21 protein-coding genes and 1 riboswitch are annotated in these 20,196 nt (G+C 44.3%); of the genes, 16 read left to right on the top strand and 5 right to left on the bottom strand.

What is annotated here, in order from left to right; translation table 11 throughout:
- Positions 1 to 12: 12 nt before the first annotated feature.
- Together J7E26_RS06495 and spo0E are read left to right on the top strand one after the other, a co-directional pair.
- Complete coding sequence (locus tag J7E26_RS06495; RefSeq protein WP_214799721.1) at positions 13 to 549, top strand: 1,2-dihydroxy-3-keto-5-methylthiopentene dioxygenase; 537 nt, start codon at positions 13 to 15, stop codon at positions 547 to 549.
- A gap of 309 nt (positions 550 to 858) precedes the next feature.
- On the top strand, positions 859 to 1,119 hold the full coding sequence (gene spo0E, locus J7E26_RS06490; protein ID WP_214799719.1) for an aspartyl-phosphate phosphatase Spo0E: 261 nt from the start codon (positions 859 to 861) through the stop codon (positions 1,117 to 1,119).
- 215 nt (positions 1,120 to 1,334) lie between these two features.
- Here the strand turns inward: spo0E and J7E26_RS06485 are convergent, their stop codons facing one another.
- Positions 1,335 to 2,852: a sporulation kinase KinD gene (locus tag J7E26_RS06485; protein WP_214799717.1), complete on the bottom strand. Its 1,518-nt coding sequence runs from the start codon at positions 2,850 to 2,852 to the stop codon at positions 1,335 to 1,337.
- 197 nt (positions 2,853 to 3,049) lie between these two features.
- Here J7E26_RS06485 and mhqR point away from each other — a divergent pair, with 197 nt between their 5' ends.
- Positions 3,050 to 3,496, top strand: a complete 447-nt coding sequence (mhqR, locus tag J7E26_RS06480) for a MarR family transcriptional regulator MhqR (RefSeq protein WP_214799715.1) — start codon at positions 3,050 to 3,052, stop codon at positions 3,494 to 3,496.
- Positions 3,497 to 3,530: 34 nt separating this feature from the next.
- Here mhqR and motB read toward each other — a convergent pair whose 3' ends face one another.
- The 3 genes from motB to clpE all read right to left on the bottom strand — a co-directional run bounded on the left by motB (position 3,531) and on the right by clpE (position 7,428).
- A complete protein-coding gene (gene motB, locus J7E26_RS06475) occupies positions 3,531 to 4,316 on the bottom strand; it encodes a flagellar motor protein MotB (protein ID WP_214799713.1) in 786 nt (261 codons plus the stop codon).
- Entirely contained in the window at positions 4,288 to 5,103 is an 816-nt protein-coding gene (gene motA / locus J7E26_RS06470) for a flagellar motor stator protein MotA (RefSeq protein ID WP_061523541.1), read from the bottom strand. The genes motB and motA overlap by 29 nt, the downstream gene beginning before the upstream one ends.
- A gap of 228 nt (positions 5,104 to 5,331) precedes the next feature.
- Complete coding sequence (gene clpE, locus J7E26_RS06465) at positions 5,332 to 7,428, bottom strand: ATP-dependent Clp protease ATP-binding subunit (protein WP_214799711.1); 2,097 nt, start codon at positions 7,426 to 7,428, stop codon at positions 5,332 to 5,334.
- A 379-nt stretch (positions 7,429 to 7,807) separates the two neighbouring features.
- Here clpE and J7E26_RS06460 point away from each other — a divergent pair, with 379 nt between their 5' ends.
- The 7 genes from J7E26_RS06460 (at position 7,808) to J7E26_RS06430 (ending at position 13,288) form a co-directional block, all read left to right on the top strand.
- Entirely contained in the window at positions 7,808 to 8,845 is a 1,038-nt protein-coding gene (locus tag J7E26_RS06460; protein WP_214799709.1) for a YkvI family membrane protein, read from the top strand.
- A 98-nt stretch (positions 8,846 to 8,943) separates the two neighbouring features.
- Positions 8,944 to 10,062: a hypothetical protein gene (locus J7E26_RS06455; protein ID WP_214799707.1), complete on the top strand. Its 1,119-nt coding sequence runs from the start codon at positions 8,944 to 8,946 to the stop codon at positions 10,060 to 10,062.
- A 118-nt stretch (positions 10,063 to 10,180) separates the two neighbouring features.
- Positions 10,181 to 10,225: riboswitch (PreQ1 riboswitch) on the top strand.
- 101 nt (positions 10,226 to 10,326) lie between these two features.
- A complete protein-coding gene (gene queC, locus J7E26_RS06450; RefSeq protein WP_214799705.1) occupies positions 10,327 to 10,986 on the top strand; it encodes a 7-cyano-7-deazaguanine synthase QueC in 660 nt (219 codons plus the stop codon).
- Complete coding sequence (gene queD, locus J7E26_RS06445) at positions 10,987 to 11,427, top strand: 6-carboxytetrahydropterin synthase QueD (protein ID WP_214799702.1); 441 nt, start codon at positions 10,987 to 10,989, stop codon at positions 11,425 to 11,427.
- Positions 11,420 to 12,151: a 7-carboxy-7-deazaguanine synthase QueE gene (gene queE / locus J7E26_RS06440; protein WP_214799700.1), complete on the top strand. Its 732-nt coding sequence runs from the start codon at positions 11,420 to 11,422 to the stop codon at positions 12,149 to 12,151. The genes queD and queE overlap by 8 nt, the downstream gene beginning before the upstream one ends.
- 18 nt (positions 12,152 to 12,169) lie before the next feature.
- Entirely contained in the window at positions 12,170 to 12,664 is a 495-nt protein-coding gene (queF, locus tag J7E26_RS06435) for a preQ(1) synthase (protein ID WP_214799698.1), read from the top strand.
- Between the two features lie 348 nt (positions 12,665 to 13,012).
- A complete protein-coding gene (locus J7E26_RS06430; protein WP_214799696.1) occupies positions 13,013 to 13,288 on the top strand; it encodes a DUF3219 family protein in 276 nt (91 codons plus the stop codon).
- An 81-nt stretch (positions 13,289 to 13,369) separates the two neighbouring features.
- Here the strand turns inward: J7E26_RS06430 and J7E26_RS06425 are convergent, their stop codons facing one another.
- On the bottom strand, positions 13,370 to 13,555 hold the full coding sequence (locus J7E26_RS06425) for a YkvS family protein (protein WP_214799694.1): 186 nt from the start codon (positions 13,553 to 13,555) through the stop codon (positions 13,370 to 13,372).
- A gap of 162 nt (positions 13,556 to 13,717) precedes the next feature.
- Here J7E26_RS06425 and J7E26_RS06420 point away from each other — a divergent pair, with 162 nt between their 5' ends.
- From J7E26_RS06420 to J7E26_RS06395, 6 genes are all read left to right on the top strand, one after another.
- Positions 13,718 to 13,912, top strand: a complete 195-nt coding sequence (locus J7E26_RS06420) for a hypothetical protein (protein WP_061523551.1) — start codon at positions 13,718 to 13,720, stop codon at positions 13,910 to 13,912.
- Between the two features lie 272 nt (positions 13,913 to 14,184).
- The gene (locus tag J7E26_RS06415) at positions 14,185 to 14,808 is read left to right on the top strand and encodes a cell wall hydrolase (protein WP_214799692.1); all 624 of its coding nucleotides are present in this window, start codon (positions 14,185 to 14,187) and stop codon (positions 14,806 to 14,808) included.
- A 114-nt stretch (positions 14,809 to 14,922) separates the two neighbouring features.
- Complete coding sequence (locus J7E26_RS06410; RefSeq protein ID WP_214799690.1) at positions 14,923 to 16,260, top strand: polysaccharide biosynthesis protein; 1,338 nt, start codon at positions 14,923 to 14,925, stop codon at positions 16,258 to 16,260.
- A 62-nt stretch (positions 16,261 to 16,322) separates the two neighbouring features.
- Positions 16,323 to 16,814, top strand: a complete 492-nt coding sequence (gene stoA, locus J7E26_RS06405; RefSeq protein ID WP_214799688.1) for an endospore biogenesis thiol-disulfide oxidoreductase StoA — start codon at positions 16,323 to 16,325, stop codon at positions 16,812 to 16,814.
- Positions 16,815 to 17,050: 236 nt separating this feature from the next.
- Positions 17,051 to 18,964 carry a heavy metal translocating P-type ATPase gene (locus J7E26_RS06400; protein ID WP_214799686.1) on the top strand — a complete coding sequence of 638 codons (1,914 nt, stop codon included), beginning with the start codon at positions 17,051 to 17,053 and terminating at the stop codon, positions 18,962 to 18,964.
- A 108-nt stretch (positions 18,965 to 19,072) separates the two neighbouring features.
- On the top strand, positions 19,073 to 20,167 hold the full coding sequence (locus J7E26_RS06395; RefSeq protein ID WP_214799684.1) for a M24 family metallopeptidase: 1,095 nt from the start codon (positions 19,073 to 19,075) through the stop codon (positions 20,165 to 20,167).
- The last annotated feature ends 29 nt before the right edge of the window (positions 20,168 to 20,196 follow it).

Genomic DNA, 20,196 nt, shown 5'->3' with positions numbered 1-20,196 from the left:
GGAGGAATCAAAATGGCAACGATCAGAATTCATGATGAAAAAAATACATTAATAGAAAACCAAGAGGAAGTAGCACGCTTTTTAGACGACCAGGAGGTTATTTATGAGCAGTGGAACATTGATAAACTTCCGCCTGAGCTTTCAGAAAAATATGATTTGACAGAAGACGAAAAAGAGCAGATTCTTGCTGCTTTTGACAAGGAGATTCAAGACATTTCCGCACGGCGCGGTTATAAATCCCAAGACGTCATATCTTTATCAGATACGACTCCGAATCTTGATGAATTATTGAAAAACTTTCAAAGAGAACATCACCATACCGATGATGAAGTCCGCTTTATCGTCAGCGGCCACGGCATCTTCGTCATTCAAGGCAAAGACGGCACTTTTTTTGATGTCCGTTTGAACCCGGGAGATTTAATTTCGGTTCCGGAAAACATCCGCCACTACTTTACGCTTCAAGAAGACCGCAAAGTCGTCGCAGTCAGGATTTTCGTTACGTCAGAAGGATGGGTTCCGATTTACGAAAATGAAAGAGTGCAAAACTAACGAAAACACAAGCCTCTCACGCAGAAAAACGCGTGGGGGGTTTTTCTTGTTGACGGTATTTTAATATAAAGTCATCATCCTCCGTTTTCTGCTAAACTTCTATTTTCCGCCGCCGGAACATGCGAAATGCCGTTTACATGATCATACAACTGGGTATTATTCTCTTAATCCTGCTAAAGATTCCAATATGAAATGAAAAATCAAGTTATTTAGTAAAAAAATGTTTACAAATAAAGTATAATCTGTAATAATGCTCAATAACCCAATCAAACTTGTTTCCTATTCTTTTAGCGGTGAGGGGTGAAGTGAATGGGTAGTTATTCTGAACAAGAAAAATTGCTGGTATCTATTGATGAAAAAAGAAAAATGATGATAGATGCCGCTAACAGGCAGGGGTTTACAGGATATGATACGATCAGACACAGTCAGGAGCTGGACTGTCTGATGAACGCGTATCAGCAGATGATAAACCGGGAACACACACATCATCAAGGAATACAGGGCCTTGTGAAGAAAATAGGCTTGTTCTCCCGCGGTGATGTAATGCCGGCGTATGAGGCAAACAAATGAATGATGATAATACAGATAACGAAGAGCAAAAGCGCTTCCTGAACAAGCGCGGCATCCTAAAGATGAACGCGTTTTTATTAACGGGAAGACCCCGTTGATTCTGCTCGCGAAGCGCCTCGTATTTATCTGCAGCAGGCCATGATGCCGACCTCCGCATGCATCCTCTTACACATATGCTCCTTTAGATAAAAAAACACCCGATTCAGGGTGTTTTTTTAACGTGAAGCGGCAGGAAGGGTAATGGTGACCACAGTGCCTTCTTCCGGCTCGCTTTGAATGTCAATTGAACCTCCGTACATCAAAACGATACGTTTACACACGACAAGGCCGAGGCCGGTGCCTTTTTCCTTGGACGTTACAAATGGCAGAAAAATGTGCTGCAGCATATCTTCAGAAATGCCCATTCCGTTGTCGACGACCTTAATCACTGCTTTATGATCGCGGGCATCTAAATAGATTGCCAGTTTGCCGCCTTCCTGCATTGATTCAAGCGCGTTTTTTGCCACATTCAAGATCACCTGTTTAATATGGTCTTTCGTACAGTTGACCATCAGCGGCCGTTCGACCTGAATCTTCACGTCGACTTCCACATTATAGAGATTTCCTTCAGAATAAATGATCGGCATAATTTCATCGAGAATATCCTGAAGCGAGTTAACCTCCCACTTTTCCGCGGTCGGTTTGCCGAGCACCAAAAATTCACTCACGATCTGATTAATTCGTTTTATCTCCTGCTCAATTATAGAGAAATACAGCTGATCTTCCTCAGTTTTATACTTTTTTTGCAAAAGCTGAATGAAGCCGCTGATTCCGGTAAGCGGATTGCGGATTTCATGAGCGGTGCTCGCGGCAAGCGTTCCGATCAGCTCGAGCTTTTGCGCCTCATTTTGAGCGCGCTCCAGCTGGGTCTGGCGCTTCAGCAAATAATATTGAACGAGAATGAACAAAATATTAAGCAGCACGGCAATGCTGGACATTGGAAGCAGCACGCTTTTGGTCAACTCGTTCAACTCAACCGGTTTAGGATACACATTGATATTCCAGTTGATATCATCCAAATAACCGCTGACCGGTTTTTCGTCTTCTGATTGATCAGCATGTCCGCTGGCGAATATCACTTTTTTCTGGTTCACTACCTTCACATAAACATCGGGGCTCAGCATATTAATCATATTTCTCAAATAATCTACTTGGATGGCGGCGACTAAATAGTCCGTGACCTTCCGGTTTGCGTCTAAAACCGGGACACAGATCGTAAAAATGCGCTGGCCTGTAATTCTGCTGGAGTAGTCGTTTGTGATGACTGTTTTTTTCGTCTCTTTTGCTTTCGTAAAATACGGCCTGTCCGCCAGGTTCACTTTTGATTTAAGATCGGTTGTGCTCGCTATGACATCGCCTTTTGAGTTCAGCATGTAAAGCCCGCTGAATCTCGGTTCATCTTCAAAAGCCTGATCGAGGATTTCATTTATTTTTTCTTCACTGACCGGCTTATCGACAGCGATCGCAAGCGTTGTCATCCGGGCTTTTGTTTCACCAATTAAATAATTGAGCTTATTGCGGTGAAGATTTAGCATCATACTGGCTTCCTGTATATGTTTATCGGATATTTTCTGCTTTTCTTTTTCATAAATGAAAAAGCTGATAATAAGTGCCGGGATGATCACCAATATCAGATAAAGCTTGATCTTTCCCAGAGCACCTTTAAAAGTATTCAATCTGCATCGCTCCAACATAACACTTGAATAGAGGTATTATATCATTGTTTATACTGCTTTAATAAGAAAAAATAACCAAAATGATAGAAAAACAAGTTATTTTATGAAGCCTTGCAAAAAGAAGAGAAATTTTGGAAGCGTTTTTGTTGACATTTTTCAGTTTGTTTATTAATGTTTCTCTGTAACGGTTTCTTTTGTAAAAGGATGATTGATTTATGACAGATAAGACAGAAAACTCATTGAAATTATTTATTGTACTTTCACGTGCGTATCGTTCCATTAACGATCATATGAATAAACATATTCATAAGCACGGCCTGAATCCGACGGAATTTGCGGTGCTTGAGCTGCTATACCACAAAGGCGACCAGCCTCTGCAGCAAATCGGCGACAAAATTTTATTAGCGAGCGGAAGTATTACATACGTCGTTGACAAGCTGGAGAAAAAAGACCTCTTGATCCGAAAAGCCTCGCCGACAGACAGAAGGGTGACCTTTGCACAAATTTCAGAAAAGGGTATCCGTCTTTTGGATGATATTTTCCCGGATCATGCGGCGGAGATAAACGAAATGATCAGTGTGCTGAGTGATGAAGAGATAGAAATGTGTACGGAGATGCTGAAAAGAGTAGGATTAAACGCAAAACATTTTCATCAGAAGTGAAAAAGGAAGCCGTTTGAAGGGCTTCCTTTTTTTATTATTGATTTTCGTCGGTGCCGGCGTTTCTCGGCTGTATCAATACCTCAACGCGTCTGTTTTTACTGCGTCCTTCTGCGGTTTTGTTAGACGCAATCGGTTTATATTCGCCAAAGCCTTTGGCGCTGAACACTTTTGCATCCAATTTCGGATTCTCAGTGAGCAAAGCCATAAAGTTGACGGCTCTCATGACGCTTAAATGCCAGTTTGATTGATATTCTGAGTTTTTAATCGGAACATTGTCCGTATGACCGCTGATGATAATGTTGCGCGGCGGGTTCAGCACCAATAAATTCGAGATTTCCTTCGCAAGCGGGACATCTTCCCGGCGGATATCGGCTCTGCCCGAATCAAAAAAGATGCTGTCTTTAATAGTGATTAACAAGCCTTCGTTTGTCAGCTTCGTTTCAAGCTGATGCTCAAGCTTTTTATTTTTAATGAATTGATTGACCTGTTTCTGCACGCCTTCAAGCTCTTCGCGATCCGCTGCTTCATTTGCTTTCTTTTTTTTCTCTTTCTCTTTTTCCTTGTCTTTTTTTATCGTATCAATGCCGTCTTTTTCATTCTCAGGGGGCGTGACGCTTGAATAGTCCAAGACACCTGTGCCTCCCGTAAATACGGCGTTGAATGATTTAGAAAGCATTTGGAATTTCGCCGCATCGACAGAGCTCATGGCGAATAATACAATGAACAGAGCAAGGAGAAGGGTGAGAAGGTCCGCGTACGGGATCAGCCAAGACTCATCCACATGCTCGTCATCATGCTTCTTCTTCTTTTTTCTCGCCATTGTTTGACTCTCCTTCTTGTTCGCTGACTTTTGCACGTTCGTTTGCAGGAAGGTACATCAGAAGTTTTTGTTCAATTACTTTCGGCGCTTGTCCCTCAAGCACGGAAAGGACGCCTTCAATCATGATCTCCCGCAGTTTGATTTCCTGTTTTGATTTGCGTTTCAGCTTGTTGGCGAAGGGGTGCCATAATACATACCCTGTAAAGATCCCGAGAAGGGTGGCGACAAACGCCGCACTGATAGCATGCCCGAGCGCCTCCGTGTTGTTCATGTTTGAAAGGGCGGCGATAAGGCCTATAACTGCACCCAATACGCCAAGTGTCGGCGCATATGTTCCGGCTTGGGTAAAGATTGCTGCGCCGGCCTGGTGCCTGTCTTCCATCGCTTCAACTTCCTCAGTCATAATATCTCTTATAAATTCTGCGCTTTGACCGTCTACCGCCATGCTCAGGCCGTTCTTTAAAAACGCGTCATCGACGTCTTCAATGCTTGCCTCCAGCGCGAGCAGGCCTTCACGTCTGGCAATTTGCGCCCATTGAGAAAACATGGGAATCAATTGTTCAATGGTCAACTGTTTGTTTTCCTTAAACAGCACTTTAAAAAGAGCAGGCACTTTTTTAATTTCTTTGCCGGGAAATGCAATAATGACGGCAGAAATCGTACCGAACAAAATAATTAAAATAGCTGCGGGGTTGGCGAGTGCGCTTAAGCTTACCCCTTTCAGCACCATGCCGACGCTTAAAGCGATCAAGGCAAGAATGATACCGATAATCGATGTTTTATCCATATTTTTCACCAAATCCTTTATACTAGCTTTCTATGGTTAATATCGGTGCCAGTGCTTGGAACTTTAGGGCGATTGGGAAAATGTTCTCGAATTATTCACAGGTTGCTCCTTTTATCATACCGCTGATATGTCAAATAGCTGTTTTTGGAGAGGAAACTGATCATCAGATATTAGAAGGTACGGGAAGTCATAAAAAAAGCGGTCCCCGAATGGAGAACCGCTTTTTTCCTATTTCGCCTGTACTTTAATGCTGTCATCTTCCATTATTACGTTGAAGGCTTTGATTTCGTTATCTTCAAGTAATAGATCAGTCATTTCGTCCTCGATCCATTCTTGGATGGTTCTTCTGAGCGGACGTGCGCCGAAGGAAGGATGATAGCCGATTTCAGCGATTTTTTCCTTCGCTTCATCCGTGACGTGCAAACTGATTCCGCGCTCTTTTAATGTGTCGTCGAGCTCTGCAAGCAGCAGGGTGACGATTTTAACGAGATGTTCTTTTTCAAGAGACTGGAATTCAATAATGCTGTCAAACCGGTTTAAAAATTCAGGTTTGAAGAACATGCTGAGTGAATCGATCAGCGTCTGCTCTTTCATCACGCTTTCTTCTGATTGAAAACCGACTTTTGTTTGTTTTTCGCCGGTGCCCGCGTTGCTCGTCATAATCAAAACGGTATCCTTAAAGCTGACCGTTCTGCCTTGGCTGTCTGTCAAACGGCCGTCCTCCATAATTTGCAAAAACATATGCTGGACGTCAGGGTGGGCTTTTTCAATCTCATCAAGCAATACGATGCTGTATGGATTGCGGCGCACTTTTTCCGTTAATTGTCCGGCTTCATCATGGCCTACATAACCCGGAGGCGAGCCGATAATTTTAGAAACGGCGTGTTTTTCCATGTATTCACTCATATCGAGGCGGATAATGGAATCTTTTGTGCCGAACAGTTCATCTGCGAGTGTTTTAGACAACTCGGTTTTTCCGACGCCGGTCGGTCCGACAAAGAGAAAGGAGCCGACAGGTCTGTTTTTGGATTTCAAGCCGGCGCGGCTTCTTCTTACCGCTTTAGCCACTTTTTTAACGGCTGTTTCCTGGCCGATCACACGCTGATGAAGGTGCTCTTCAAGCTCTTTCATTTTTGTTTGTTCATCAGCCTGGAGCTTTCCGACGGGAATGCCCGTTTTTTGTTCGACGATGGCTTGTATGTGTTCCGCTCCCACTTCAGCTGATGAGGCGGGTGTTTCTTGTGCCAGCTGCTTTTCCAAAGCCGCTTCTTCGTCACGAAGTTTTGCAGCAAGCTCATAGTTCTCTTCTTGAAGCGCTTTTGTTTTCTCAGCTTCAATGGCAGAAAGTCTTTTAGCCGCTTCTTCTTCATTTAAAGTATCCAGCTGCAGATTTGCCTTTGATCCCGCTTCATCTAACAGGTCAATCGCTTTGTCCGGCAGATGACGGTCCTGAATGTATCGGGAAGAGAGAGTGACACACGCCTTAATCGCTTCATTGCTGAATGTGACGCCGTGGTACTTCTCATATTTATCTTTAATGCCTTCAAGAATGCTGATCGCTTGTTCTATAGAAGGTTCGTGAACCATAACAGGCTGGAAGCGTCTTTCAAGCGCCGCGTCCTTTTCGATTTGGCGGTACTCTTTCAGCGTCGTCGCCCCGATGACCTGCAGTTCTCCTCTGGCTAGCGCCGGCTTCAGGATATTTCCTGCATCCATTGATCCTTCAGCAGACCCTGCACCTACGAGAAGATGAATTTCATCAATGAACAGAATTGCGTTTTTCCGTTCTTTTAATTCGTTCATCAGCTGTTTCATTCTTTCTTCAAACTGGCCTCTGATCCCCGTATTGGCAACGAGGGAAGCGACATCCAGCAGGTAGAGCTCTTTGTTTTTCAGTTTATTCGGTACATCGCCTTCCGCGATTTTGAGCGCAAGGCCTTCTGCGATTGCTGTTTTGCCGACACCTGGTTCTCCGATGAGGACCGGGTTGTTTTTGTTGCGGCGGTTTAAAATTTCGATCACGCGCGCCACTTCATCATCGCGGCCGATAACAGGATCAATCAAACCTGCTTTTGCGCCGTTTGTGACATTTTGCGCGAGTTCATCGAGCAATCCTTTTTTACGCTGAGACTGCTGTTCGTTTTTATCAGCGTGAAAGGCTTGTTCAAATGGGAAACCGAATGATTGCGGCCCCATGCTCATAGACGGTTTGCGGGTTAATTCTGTATAACAGGTTTCACATAAAACCAATTGTTTTTGAATGGAATTGACTTGCATGTTTAGGCGAATCGTCGCCTCGTTTTTCTGACAATGTTGACAACGCATTTGCCAAAACCTCCTTAGGTAATGTTTGATTATCTTTGACCAATAGAGTTAGAAAATAAGGCCTGGTTTGACCTTCTTTGATTAATAGTATACTCTGACCTTCTTTGACTTTCAAGTATTTTGTTTCTAACCTTGTAAAATCAATACTTGCGATTCAGATTAGTCAATTTGTATTCTTTGATTAATCTTGACCAATGCATTTTGATCCTTCTTTGCTGATGAGTATACGCCGCTTTTTTTCTGCTTTCAATTTTTTTGCTTGAGGGGCAAATTTGCATCTGTTTTCTCAAGTAAACACGATTTATTCTTCTTTTCATGCAACTTGTCTCATAGGCTGATAAAAAGGCCTGGACAAAACTGCGTTTAGCCGGAGGGTGAAATGAGACAATCAAAAGGGTCTGCAAGTCAGCTTGCATTTGTATACGTAGGGACGGTTGTAGGGGCCGGTTTCGCCACGGGGCGCGAAATCGTTGAGTTTTTCCTGAGGTTCGGATGGATCGGTCTGTTCGGCATTGTAGTGAGCGGTCTGATGTTTACTTTTTTAGGCGCAAAAATAATGATCATTTCAAAGCGGATCAATGCAGCGTCTTATCAAGAATTAAATAATTATTTATTCGGGCAGTCTGTCGGCCGCATTGTCAACATGTTTATGATGTTTATTTTGTTAGGGGTGACCTCTGTCATGCTGTCCGGAGCGGGGGCGCTGTTTCATGAACAGCTTGGCTGGACCGCTCAAGCCGGAATACTTTTGACAATGGGGCTGAGCTTTGTCGTCATGACTAGCGGCGTCAAAGGCGTTTTCGGTGTCAATGTATTAGTTGTGCCGCTATTGCTTTCTTTTTCTTTTATCGTGGCGGCCGATTCATTTGTGTTTACGGCCGCTAGGAACACGGAGGAATGGGTATGGCCTGACAGGTGGAATTGGCTTTTGTCAGCCGTGTCTTACGGCGCTTTAAATTTATCGCTGGCCCAAGCTGTCCTTGTACCCCTTGCAAACGAAATGACATCAGAAAAGGTGATCCGAAGAGGGGCTTATTTAGGCGCCGGATTGCTTACGCTGGTGCTGTTCGCAAGCTTTTTGTCCTTGTCGGTGCTCCCGAATGTGCAGGAATATGAGATTCCGATGGCTCAAGTCGTCTATTTATTTTCCCGCTCCCTTCATATCATTTATTTGTTTATTATTTTTGGAGAGGTGTTTACATCGGTAATCGGCAATTTATACGGTCTGGAAAAACAATTGAACAGCTTTCTTCATATAAAGAGTACATATATTTACGGCGGCATTTTGATATTCGCTTACATTGTCAGTCAAATCGGCTACGGCCAGCTGATTTCAACGGTTTATCCGCTGTTTGGATATGTCAGCCTTGCTTTTATCGGTGCGCTGGTTTGTAAAAAAACCCCGCAAAAAACATGAGCGGCATGAGACTATTGTCTGTTTTTTTGAAAAATTCCCCTTCTTTTTCCCTGTCATTTCTGTATAATGAATTGGGAAATGATGGGGAGGAGTATGGAATGAAAGATTTTCGGTTTTTAGGCTTCATTTTTATTGGCATCGGTATTCTCTTTTTTTTACAGAAGGCGGGAATAATCCACGTAGCGGCTGCCTCGGCTTGGCCGTTTCTTTTCGTTGTGTTGTCCGCAGGTTTTCATGCCGGATTTTTATTCACGGGCAAAGCAGCTGACAAAGCGGGGCTGCTCGTTCCAGGCGGAATTACCCTTGTGCTGGGCTGCCTGTTTTGTTTTGAAACCGCAACAGGATGGACGTATTCAAGTATGACTTGGCCTGTATATATATGGGCTCCCGCATTCGGCCTTTTTGAACTGTGGTTCTTCGGAGGAAGAAAAACGGGTGTATTGATCCCTGTTTTTATCCTGTCCACTGTCGGTGCTGTATGTTTTACCGGCATGCTTATGGCAGAGGTATGGCCGCTTTTGATCATTATCGTATCGCTTATTTTTCATATCAGTGCATTTTTGCATCCGCAAAAAAGAACGGGGTTTCTCATCCCAGGCGGTATATTGCTTCTTACCGGCGGTTTATTATGGTTTGAAACGTTAACGGATTGGGCTTATGCAAATGTAACATGGCCGGTCTATCTCTTTGCCGCTGCGTTCGGGCTTTTTGAAAGCTGGCTGTTCGGCAAAAAGCAAAAAGGTCTGCTCATTGCATCGGCGGTTCTTGCTTGTACAGGAATTTTCGGCATCTTCAGCAATACAAATGCAGAAATAAATGAACATGGATGGCCCGCTATCCTTATTTTGCTTGGTATTGCTTTTCATATCCCGATTTTCAGCTCAAAACCGGTGAAAAACGCAGGGCTTCTCGTGCCGGGCGGCATATTACTTATTACGGGCGTCTTGTTTTTCTTCGAAATTGCAACAAATTGGTCATATTCCGGTGTGACTTGGCCTGTTTACCTGTTAGCAACCGCTTTCGGTTTATTTGAACTGTGGCTGTTTGGCGGGAAACAAAAGGCGCTGCTGATTCCGGTAACGGTGCTGACGCTGGTCGCATTATGTTTTATTATGATGTATCAATTGGCATTCCCGGTGTCTGTCTTCTGGCCGGTCTTATTTATCCTGATCGGAATGGCGCTGATGGTATTTCCCGGGAAAAAACGAAGAGCTTAAAACAGCTCTGGATGCGGCGGCCTGAACTTTGTTTTCAGGCTGTCTTTTTTATTGTAAATGGAGACTTGATTATGGTATGATAGCAGAAGGGAAAAAAATGAAGAAAATCCGTATTTCTGCGGGAGAGGTTCTAGCTACACCCTCTATAAAAAACTAAGGACGAGCTGTATCCTTGGATACGGTCTTTTTTTATGTTTTTTAGGGCGCCTTTTCCGAGAAAGGCGCTTTTTTATTTATAAAATGTAAATAAGGGAGAGACCAGATATGAAAAAAGAAAAAGCAGTCGTCGTGTTCAGCGGAGGCCAGGACAGCACGACTTGTTTATTGTGGGCGTTACAGAACTTTGAAGAAGTAGAAACCGTAACATTCCATTATAATCAGCGCCACGAAGAGGAAATTGATGTGGCAAAGGCCATTGCTGAAAAGCTCGGCGTCAAAAATCACTTGCTTGATATGTCTCTCTTAAACCAGCTTGCGCCGAACGCGCTGACAAGAGACGATATTGAGATCGAAGCAAAAGACGGGGAATTGCCGACAACTTTCGTGCCGGGACGCAATCTCGTATTCTTATCGTTTGCTTCTATTCTTGCGTATCAAATCGGGGCGCGCCACATTATAACCGGTGTTTGTGAGACTGACTTCAGCGGCTACCCAGACTGCCGTGACGAGTTTGTGAAATCCTGCAACGTCACCGTTAATTTGGCGATGGAAAAACCGTTTGTTATTCACACACCGCTCATGTGGCTGAATAAAGCGGAAACATGGAAGCTTGCCGATGAGCTTGACGCACTTGATTTTGTAAAAAACAATACACTGACTTGCTATAACGGTATTATTGCGGACGGCTGCGGAGAATGTCCGGCATGTCTGCTCCGCAATAAAGGCTATGATGAATATATGAAAATGAAAGGAGAGCGGAATTAATTGCTTTCTCAAATTTACCCGCAGGCTCAGCATCCTTACTCATTTGAATTGAACAAGGACATGCACATTTCCGCCGCGCACTTTATTCCCCGGGAAAGTGCCGGAGCGTGCAGCAGAGTGCACGGGCACACGTATACCGTAAATATTACTGTTGCCGGGGATGAATTGGATGATTCAGGATTCCTCGTGAATTTCAGCGTGCTGAAAAAATTGGTGCACGGCGCTTATGATCATACATTGCTGAATAATCATGACGAATTTTCCGATGATGACCGATACTCATTGCCGACGACGGAAGTTGTGGCGAAAACGATTTATGATAAGGTTCAAGCCTATCTTGAAACACTGGAGAATAAACCGGTTTGCGTGCAGATATTTGTCAGAGAAACACCGACAAGCTATTGTGTATACCGTCCGAAAAAAGGTGATCTGAATGGCTAAAGGAATTCCGGTTTTAGAAATTTTCGGGCCGACGATACAAGGGGAAGGCATGGTCATCGGCCAGAAAACCATGTTTGTCCGCACGGCAGGCTGTGACTATTCCTGCAGCTGGTGCGATTCCGCTTTTACGTGGGACGGATCAGCCAAAAAAGATATCCGCTGGATGACGGCGGAAGACATTTATCATGAGCTGAGAGAAATCGGAGGAGACGCCTTTTCTCATGTCACCATTTCGGGCGGAAACCCGGCGCTGTTAAAGCAGCTTGACGCGTTTATTATGTTATTGAAACAGCATGATGTGCGCGCCGCTTTAGAAACGCAAGGAACTGTTTATCAGGATTGGTTTACGATGATTGATGACTTGACGATTTCTCCAAAGCCGCCGAGCTCAGGAATGACGACCGATTTTAACAAGCTGGATCACATTTTGTCTTCTCTTAAAGCGGCAAACAGGGGCCATGCGGTCAGTTTAAAAGTCGTCATTTTTAATGATGAGGATCTGGCATTTGCAAAAACGGTTCATAAACGACATCCGGATATTCCGTTTTATCTGCAAGTCGGAAATGACAACGTTCATACGACAGATGACCAAGCGTTAATCACGCATCTGCTCGGAAAATATGAAAAACTCGTTGACAAGGTTTCTGCTGATTCAGAATTGAATCTCGTCAGAGTCCTGCCCCAGCTGCATACACTGCTGTGGGGAAACAAACGGGGAGTATAAAGAGAAAGGGAGATTCATATGACCAGAAAAGATTCAGAATTAGAAGGAGTTACGCTCCTGGGTAATCAAGGGACAAACTATTTATTTGAATATGCGCCGGAGGTTTTGGAGTCCTTTCCGAATAAACACGTCAACCGTGATTATTTCGTTAAATTCAATTGCCCTGAATTTACGTCGCTTTGCCCGAAAACGGGACAGCCGGACTTCGCAACGATTTACATCAGCTACATTCCGGACGAAAAAATGGTAGAAAGCAAATCACTGAAGCTTTATCTTTTCAGTTTCCGCAACCATGGGGATTTTCACGAGGATTGCATGAACATCATCATGAATGACCTGATTGAACTGATGGACCCGCGCTACATTGAAGTATGGGGGAAATTCACGCCAAGAGGCGGAATTTCAATTGATCCATACACAAACTACGGCAGACCGGGAACGAAGTATGAACAAATGGCTGAGCATCGTATGATGAATCATGATATGTATCCGGAAACGGTTGATAATCGTTAATGATCTAAAATCCCCCGTCTTTTCAGGCGGGGGATTTTTGTATAGATTTTACTGGACAGTCCAAATGATAGGGAATCGTAATAATGCAATACGAAGCTCCAAATTTCAAGCTGCATCCCTTGGATAAAAAGAATTTTGCTTTGAAAAAAGACGAGTAAACCCGGGGGGATTGTACTCGCCGCTACATCACGTGACGGGTGCTGGATGGCAGCTCGTCTGTTTTATTATAAAATAGGAACATACGTTTGTAAATACCTTCACTTAAATTATTCATTCTGGGAAAACAGATCAATTGTAAATCGGTCAGCGGCGTGATAGCATGTCCTGTAAAAAGAAGGAGTGAACATCATGGAGCCGCTGCTTTTAAACGGTGTAAGGCTGAATATGTATAACTGTAAAGAAGAGACGGGCCAAAGCGGCCGTGTCATTTCATTTGTATTAAAGGTAACCAGTGAAACGTATCATGATATCGCCGTCCTTCTGTATGAAAAAACATTCGAGGTGCAGGCGCCTGAGCGGGGTCTCGATTTCCGCGGTGAAATTACCAATTATTATACATCGATGACAAACCTTTATCGGGAAGGTGAGACCGGGGACTTTTCTATTGAGCTGACTGAGGTGTGACTTCATGTGAAAAAGCTGCCGGGCGGCAGCTTTTGAAAAGCGTGCGGGATATGTAAAGTGTTCGGGTTGCGTGCGTGGGGGTTAAATGGAGTCTTTGATGATTTTATAGTTTTTATGATTAACGACAGTGAGGGAATCTAATTCAAGATCACGATAATTATCCATGATGGTTACATCAACGATGACGGAATTTTCATTTACCTTTTCAACAATCCCGGTTAATCCGTTTTTAAATTCAATGACGTTTCCAACCTTTGCAATTTTCACGAGCTTCCTCTCCTTTATCATAATTCCTGTTTGAAAATATTTTGCAGTATTTTCTTTAAGAAGTAAAGCAATATGGGTATTGTTCCGCTTATCCATTGTCCGGACGCGGCAAAGATGGTATATTGTTTTTCGTTAATAAGCAGAAAAAGGGGGCTGTTTTTGTTGCTGCCGGAAGAAATTACAGAACGTATCAATCAAATCCGCACCGGGGAAATCCCGGAATTCAGGGTGCAAAAAGAACACTTTCTTGCATTTCGGGCTGTGTTATCAAAGCAGGAAGATTTTAAGCATTTTCGCGGCATTGCCCAGCAGGGCGGAGATGTCATATTCCAATATTTAGAACAGCCAAGAAGCTGAAAACTCCTCTATGTGAGGAGTTTTTTTTATTTTCAGATGCTGACTTCATCTCCCTGTAACAGATGTAAACAAATTGTAAACTCCCTCCGATGGATGTTTTTACAACTATTTGGCTATTTTTATGTGAATCACAGCTGTTTTTTTGGCAATAACAAGGCCGTTATAGAACATCTTCCAGCATAATAGCTGTTTGGGAGAACTGGAAAATCTTTAACCGTGAATTTGAGTGCTGCTCTTGTTAAGGTAGTGAAGTATTTTAAGGAGGAAATCGTATGACGACAAAATTTGCTGCCTTGGCTGTCTTTTTTCTTTGTTTTATGCCTGCAACAAAAATTGAACATACACAAGCTCTAGTTAGTTTAACAAAGAAGCCAAAGCAAGATAGCACTTCATTGGTTAATCATATAAATCGAAATAGCGCCGTTCCAAAGCTGGCAGATGCTGATCAAAAGCGTTCAATCAATGTGATCAAACTGTCATCGCATACAAAGAAAAAAGCCAAGCCGGAGCCGGCTGAGTATCATCCGTCTAAAAAAGTTTATTCCCAAGCTGACAGAGAACTTCTGTCCCGTCTCGTTCACGCAGAAGCGAAAGGCGAGTCTTATAAAGGGAAAGTGGCTGTGGCAAGCGTAGTGCTGAACCGCACCGAGAAGCACGGCTTTCCGGACACCATTCGGGGCGTTATTTATCAAAGGAACGCATTTGAGCCGGTATCGAACGGAAGTATTAATCAAAAACCGGATAAGGATTCCATTGCAGCGGTAAAAGAGGCGATGGAAAACCAGGGCAGAGATACAAAGGCATTGTACTTCTACAATCCGAAAACGGCTTCTGACCATTGGATCCGTTCCAGAAAAATCATCGAAAGAATCGGCAGACACGTATTTGCCGTATAAGCATAGCGGGATGAAAAGTCCCGGCTATGCTTTTTTTCAATTTTAAGAAATCGAAAATATTTTCAGAACTTGTCTCATATGATGGTGGAAGAACGAGAGACAAGGAGAGACAGCATGAATCGATTTGTGAAAGGGATTATCCTTTTATCCATTGCCGCCTTTTTCGCTGAATGCCTGGAATTTGTAGTGAATATGATATTGGCGCGGGAGCTTGGCGAGCATGGAATGGGGCTTTATATGAGTATTCTGCCCACCATTTTTTTGATTATCGTTATAGCAAGTCTCGAGCTTCCGATTTCAATTTCGAAATTTATTGCCGAATCAAACCAAAAGCTGCATGAAAGCATGCTCCGGCATGCTTTCCGAATGACCGCCGTATTTACCGCTTTTTCGACCGCCGCTGCCAGCATCGCGCTGCCGTTTATCCCTGTATTTGATACGTATCATCCTTTTATCAAAGGAATTGTTATCGGCCTGATTCCCATTGTGGCTTTCACATCCATTGCCAGAGGTTATTTTATGGGAGTGCAGCAAATGGGGAAAATCGCTGTTGCGAATGTCCTGAAAAAAATCATTCAAGTGCTGTGTCTGTTTGTATTTTTTCAATGGTACTCTTTTGAAATTGACATGGCGGTGCTCATTTCATTGTTTGTGCTTGTCGCAAGCGATGTCGTGGTGTTTGTTTATCTGTATACGCAGTTTATTTTAGCGCGGAGGGCGATTTCCGGCCAACAGCATATCCATCTGCGCGGAAGGGATGTGCGGAAACGTCTGTTGGCCGTTTCGATTCCGACAACGGGATTGCGCATTTTTCATGCCGTGACCAATGCTATTGAACCTTTTCTGGTGAAAGCGGCGCTTTTGGCGGCGGGGGCCGCCGGAACAGCTGCGATTGATCAATACGGCATGCTTGCCGGGGTAGCGGTAACGATCGGTTCGTTTCCCGCGTTTATCGCCCATTCATTAATGGTCGTGATGATCCCGAGTATTTCTGAAGCGTACGCGCTTTCTCAATATGATATTGTATTGAAACGGCTGAGGCAGTCGATTTTTATTACTTTCGGCTACGGCATTCCGGCAGTTTGGGTGATGTTTCAATTCGCCGGCCCGCTGACCCATCTTTTTTTTCAATCTCCGGAAGCGCAGGTTTATTTGCAGCTGTTATGGCCGTACTTTCTTTTTCACCTGTTTGTTATGCCGTTTCAGGCTTGCCTGATCGGAATCGGCCATGTGAAAACGGCTTTTTTCCATAACGTGTGGAGCCATATTGTTGCGCTGACGATGATGTATGTGCTTGGTTCCATGCCGAATCTGCAAATGCTCGGCATTATTCTCGGAATGAATACAGGAATGATTCTCGTGACAAGCTTGCATTACACGACGATTTGCAAAGAGCTCGGTGTGTCTGTATTTCTTACAGGCGGAGGCAGATCGCCTCGCATCGAAAGCTGAAAAAGCTGATACATTTCAATAAGGAAGGGCAAGCTATCTGAAACGCATGAAAGGAAGATCATATGCTGAAAAATCGCCTTATTGTATGTGCAGCTCTTTTCATACTTGCCGCAGCCTGGATGCCTGAGGCAAAAGCCGCCGGAAAACAGGCTGTTCCTGCAGTCTTTATGATGAAAACGATTGAAGGAGACGATATTTCGATCCCGAATAAAGGCCGGAAAACGATTTTGCATTTCTGGACGTCATGGTGTCCTCCATGTAAAAAAGAACTGCCTCAGTTTCAAACGTATTATGAAAACCATCATTCTGATCAAGTGAGCCTTGTGACGGTTAACCTGGTAAACGCGGAGCAAAACAAGCAGGCCGTTCAAAACTTCATAAACCAACACCATCTTACATTCCCGATCGTTCTCGATTCCAGAGGCGAGCTGATGAAGGAATACCGTATCATTACAATTCCGACTTCGTTTCTGCTGAATGAAAAAGGAGAAATTGAAAAAACGGTCGTCGGCCCGATGACGGCAGCACAGTTAAAAAAATGGTCAGAACAATAAAAGCTGAGAGGATTTCCTCTCGGCTTTTTTGCATATAATGAGAGGCAGAAGAGATCTAATGATAATTATTATCATAAAGAAATTAAAACAATTATAATTGAAATCTTCCGCCGTCGTGCTATAATAAAGAAAATACTGCAATATTGGAGTAAGAACGCTGCCTGTGAGGCAGCCGTTTTGCTTTTATCAGGGAAATGAAGATGATTTGCGTTCTCAATTAGAGAGGAGAATCTATAATGAATGAACAAGTAATGACCCAAACCAATTCACAGCAGCCAATACAAGAAGAACGGCCTGAGAAAAAGTGGCTTCAGCATGCTGAGCTGATCGCAGCCCTCGTATCCGGCATCCTCATTCTGGCGGGCTGGTTTTTCAACGAAACGGAAAGTCTGTCCGTTTCCCTGTATATACTTGCCTTCCTGATCGGCGGATTTGCGAAAGCGAAAGAAGGTATTCTGGATACACTGGAGACAAAGGCGTTAAATGTCGAGCTGCTAATGATTTTTGCAGCTGTCGGTTCTGCCCTTATCGGGTATTGGGCGGAAGGAGCTGTCCTCATATTTATTTTTTCATTAAGCGGCGCATTAGAGACATACACGATGAACAAAAGCAGCCGGGATTTAACATCATTAATGAAACTTGAGCCGGAGGAAGCGAGCCTGCTTGTGGACGGTAAAGAAAAACGGATTCCGGCTGCTGATATTAAAGTCGGTGACATGATTGTCATAAAGCCTGGCGAACGCGTAGCAGCCGACGGTATCATTGAATCCGGCGCAACGAGTCTGGATGAATCGGCGCTCACCGGGGAAGCGATGCCGGTGGAAAAGGCAGCCGGAGATGCCGTCTATACAGGCACAGTGAACAGAAACGGTTCATTAACGGTACGTGTCACTAAATCAAATGAACATTCCTTATTCAGAAAAATTATCAGGCTTGTGGAAGCGGCGCAAAACAGTGTGTCACCGGCCCAGGCGTTTATTGAACGATTTGAAAACGTCTATGTGAAATGCGTGCTTTTTGCGGTCGCATTGCTTTTATTTGTTCCCCATTTCGCTTTAGGCTGGAGCTGGAGTGAAACCTTTTACCGGGCAATGGTATTTATGGTTGTGGCCTCTCCGTGCGCACTTGTTGCTTCCATCATGCCTGCGGCGCTTTCGCTTATTTCTAACGGGGCGCGCAACGGTTTATTGGTAAAGGGGAGCGTATTTTTAGAGCAGCTGGGAAGCGTCAAAATGATTGCTTTTGACAAAACCGGTACAGTTACAAAAGGACAGCCGGCGGTCGAAGCGTTCCAAGCTGCGGAAGATGTAAATGAAGCTGAAGTATTAGAAGCAGTTTATGCGATTGAAAAGCAATCAAGCCACCCGCTTGCCAAAGCGATAGCGGAATTTGCTGAAAGCCGCGGCGCCGCGCACGCAGGCTATACATCGATTGACGAAACGTCCGGTTTCGGTGTTCAAGCCGACGTTTCAGGAGCCAAATGGATGATCGGAAAAGCCGGATTCATCGGTGAAGATCTGGCCGCTGCATTTTTGGAAAAGACGGGAAAAGATTTGAACGATAAAGGCTATACGCTTGTTTTTATTAAAAAAAATGAACGGATAGCGGGCTGCATTGCCTTGAAAGATCAAATTCGGCCTGAAGCAAAAGCGGTTATGGAGGAGCTTGAAGCACTCGGAATCAAAACCGCCATGCTTACAGGCGACCATCCGGAAACAGCGGCTGCTATCGCCAAAGAAGCAGGCATGACGACGGTTGTCGCAGAATGTCTGCCCGATCAGAAGGTAGAAGAAATTAAAAAACTTAAAAAAACATACGGAACGATTGCGATGGTAGGAGACGGCATTAATGACGCGCCGGCTTTAAAAACCGCTGATGTCGGCATCGCGATGGGCGGCGGCACGGACGTCGCATTGGAAACAGCCGACTTGGTCCTTATGCAAAACGATTTGCATAAACTTGTGAAAATGTGCCGGCTTTCCAGAAAAATGAACCGCATCATTAAGCAGAATATCGTTTTCTCACTGACAGTCATATGCCTGTTGATCTGCGCTAATTTTTTGCAGGTCATGGAGCTGCCTTTTGGCGTTATCGGCCATGAAGGAAGTACGATTTTGGTCATCTTAAACGGATTGCGATTATTAAAATAAAACAGCAGCCGCCCGAAAGGCGGCTGTTTTTAATGGCCATGAAAAGCAAAATCAGCAAAAAACTGATAGAATGGGAGAAGAGTCACTAATGGTAAGGAGGAAAAAGGAATGAACAGATTAGAGCGGATTTCGTCGTGGCTGAAAAAAGAAGGGCATGAGGCGGCGTTTATACATACAAAGGAAAACGTATTTTATTTAATGGGTTTTTATACGGACCCGCATGAGAGGCTAATGGGATTGTTTCTTTTTCAGGAGCAGGAGCCATTTTTCATCTGTCCGGGAATGGAAGCCGGCCAAGCCCGCAGCGCCGGATGGGAGCGTGACATCATCGGTTACGGAGATCATGAGGATCCATGGGAGATGGTACAAGCCGAGCTTGCGAAACGTGACGTCCGGATGCATTCCATCGCGGTAGAAAAGGATTCGATTTCTCTTTCCCGTTCAGAAAAACTCAAGCAGGCTGCAGGCGGCGCTGAGTTTGTTTCCGCGGAAGAAACGCTCAACCAATTCCGTCTAGTGAAAGATGAGAAAGAAATCAGCATTCTCCGGGAAGCGGCAAAACTTGCAGATTACGGTGTTGAAGTCGGTGTTGCAGCGCTTAAAGAAGGAGTCAGTGAAACGGAGGTTCTTGCGCAAATCGAGTTTGAGCTGAAGAAAAAAGGCGTACAGGGCATGTCTTTCTCGACAATGGTGCTGTTCGGAGAAAAGTCAGGCCAGCCCCACGGCAATCCGGGTGCAGACCGGTTGAAAAAAGGTGATTTCGTCCTGTTTGATTTAGGCGTCATCCTTGACGGCTATTGTTCAGACATTACGAGAACATTTGCATACCAATCAATCAGCCCGAAGCAAGAAGAGATTTACCAAACGGTGCTGCAGGCGGAACAAGAGGCGCTTCAGTTAAGCAAACCGGGCGTCAGAATCGGTGACCTTGATTTAAAAGCCCGCGGCATTATAGAAAAAGCGGGATACGGAAACTTTTTCCCGCACCGCCTCGGCCACGGGCTCGGTATTTCGGTTCACGAATATCCTTCAATGAGCCGCACAAATGATACGCTGCTGACAGAAGGAATGGTTTACACGATCGAACCGGGCATTTACGTGCCGGAAGTCGGAGGCGTTCGCATTGAAGATGACGTGCTTGTCACTAAAGACGGTGCTGAAGCATTAACGCGTTATCCGAAGGAATTAACGATCTTAAAATAGAAAGCCGTTTTGGAATAAAAAAGGACTTT

The sequence above is a fragment of the Bacillus sp. ISL-51 genome, assembly GCF_018613535.1.
GTDB lineage: Bacteria > Bacillota > Bacilli > Bacillales > Bacillaceae > Bacillus.
Note: the sequence above shows the minus strand (reverse complement) of the source record. Positions and strands in the feature narration are given on the sequence as shown.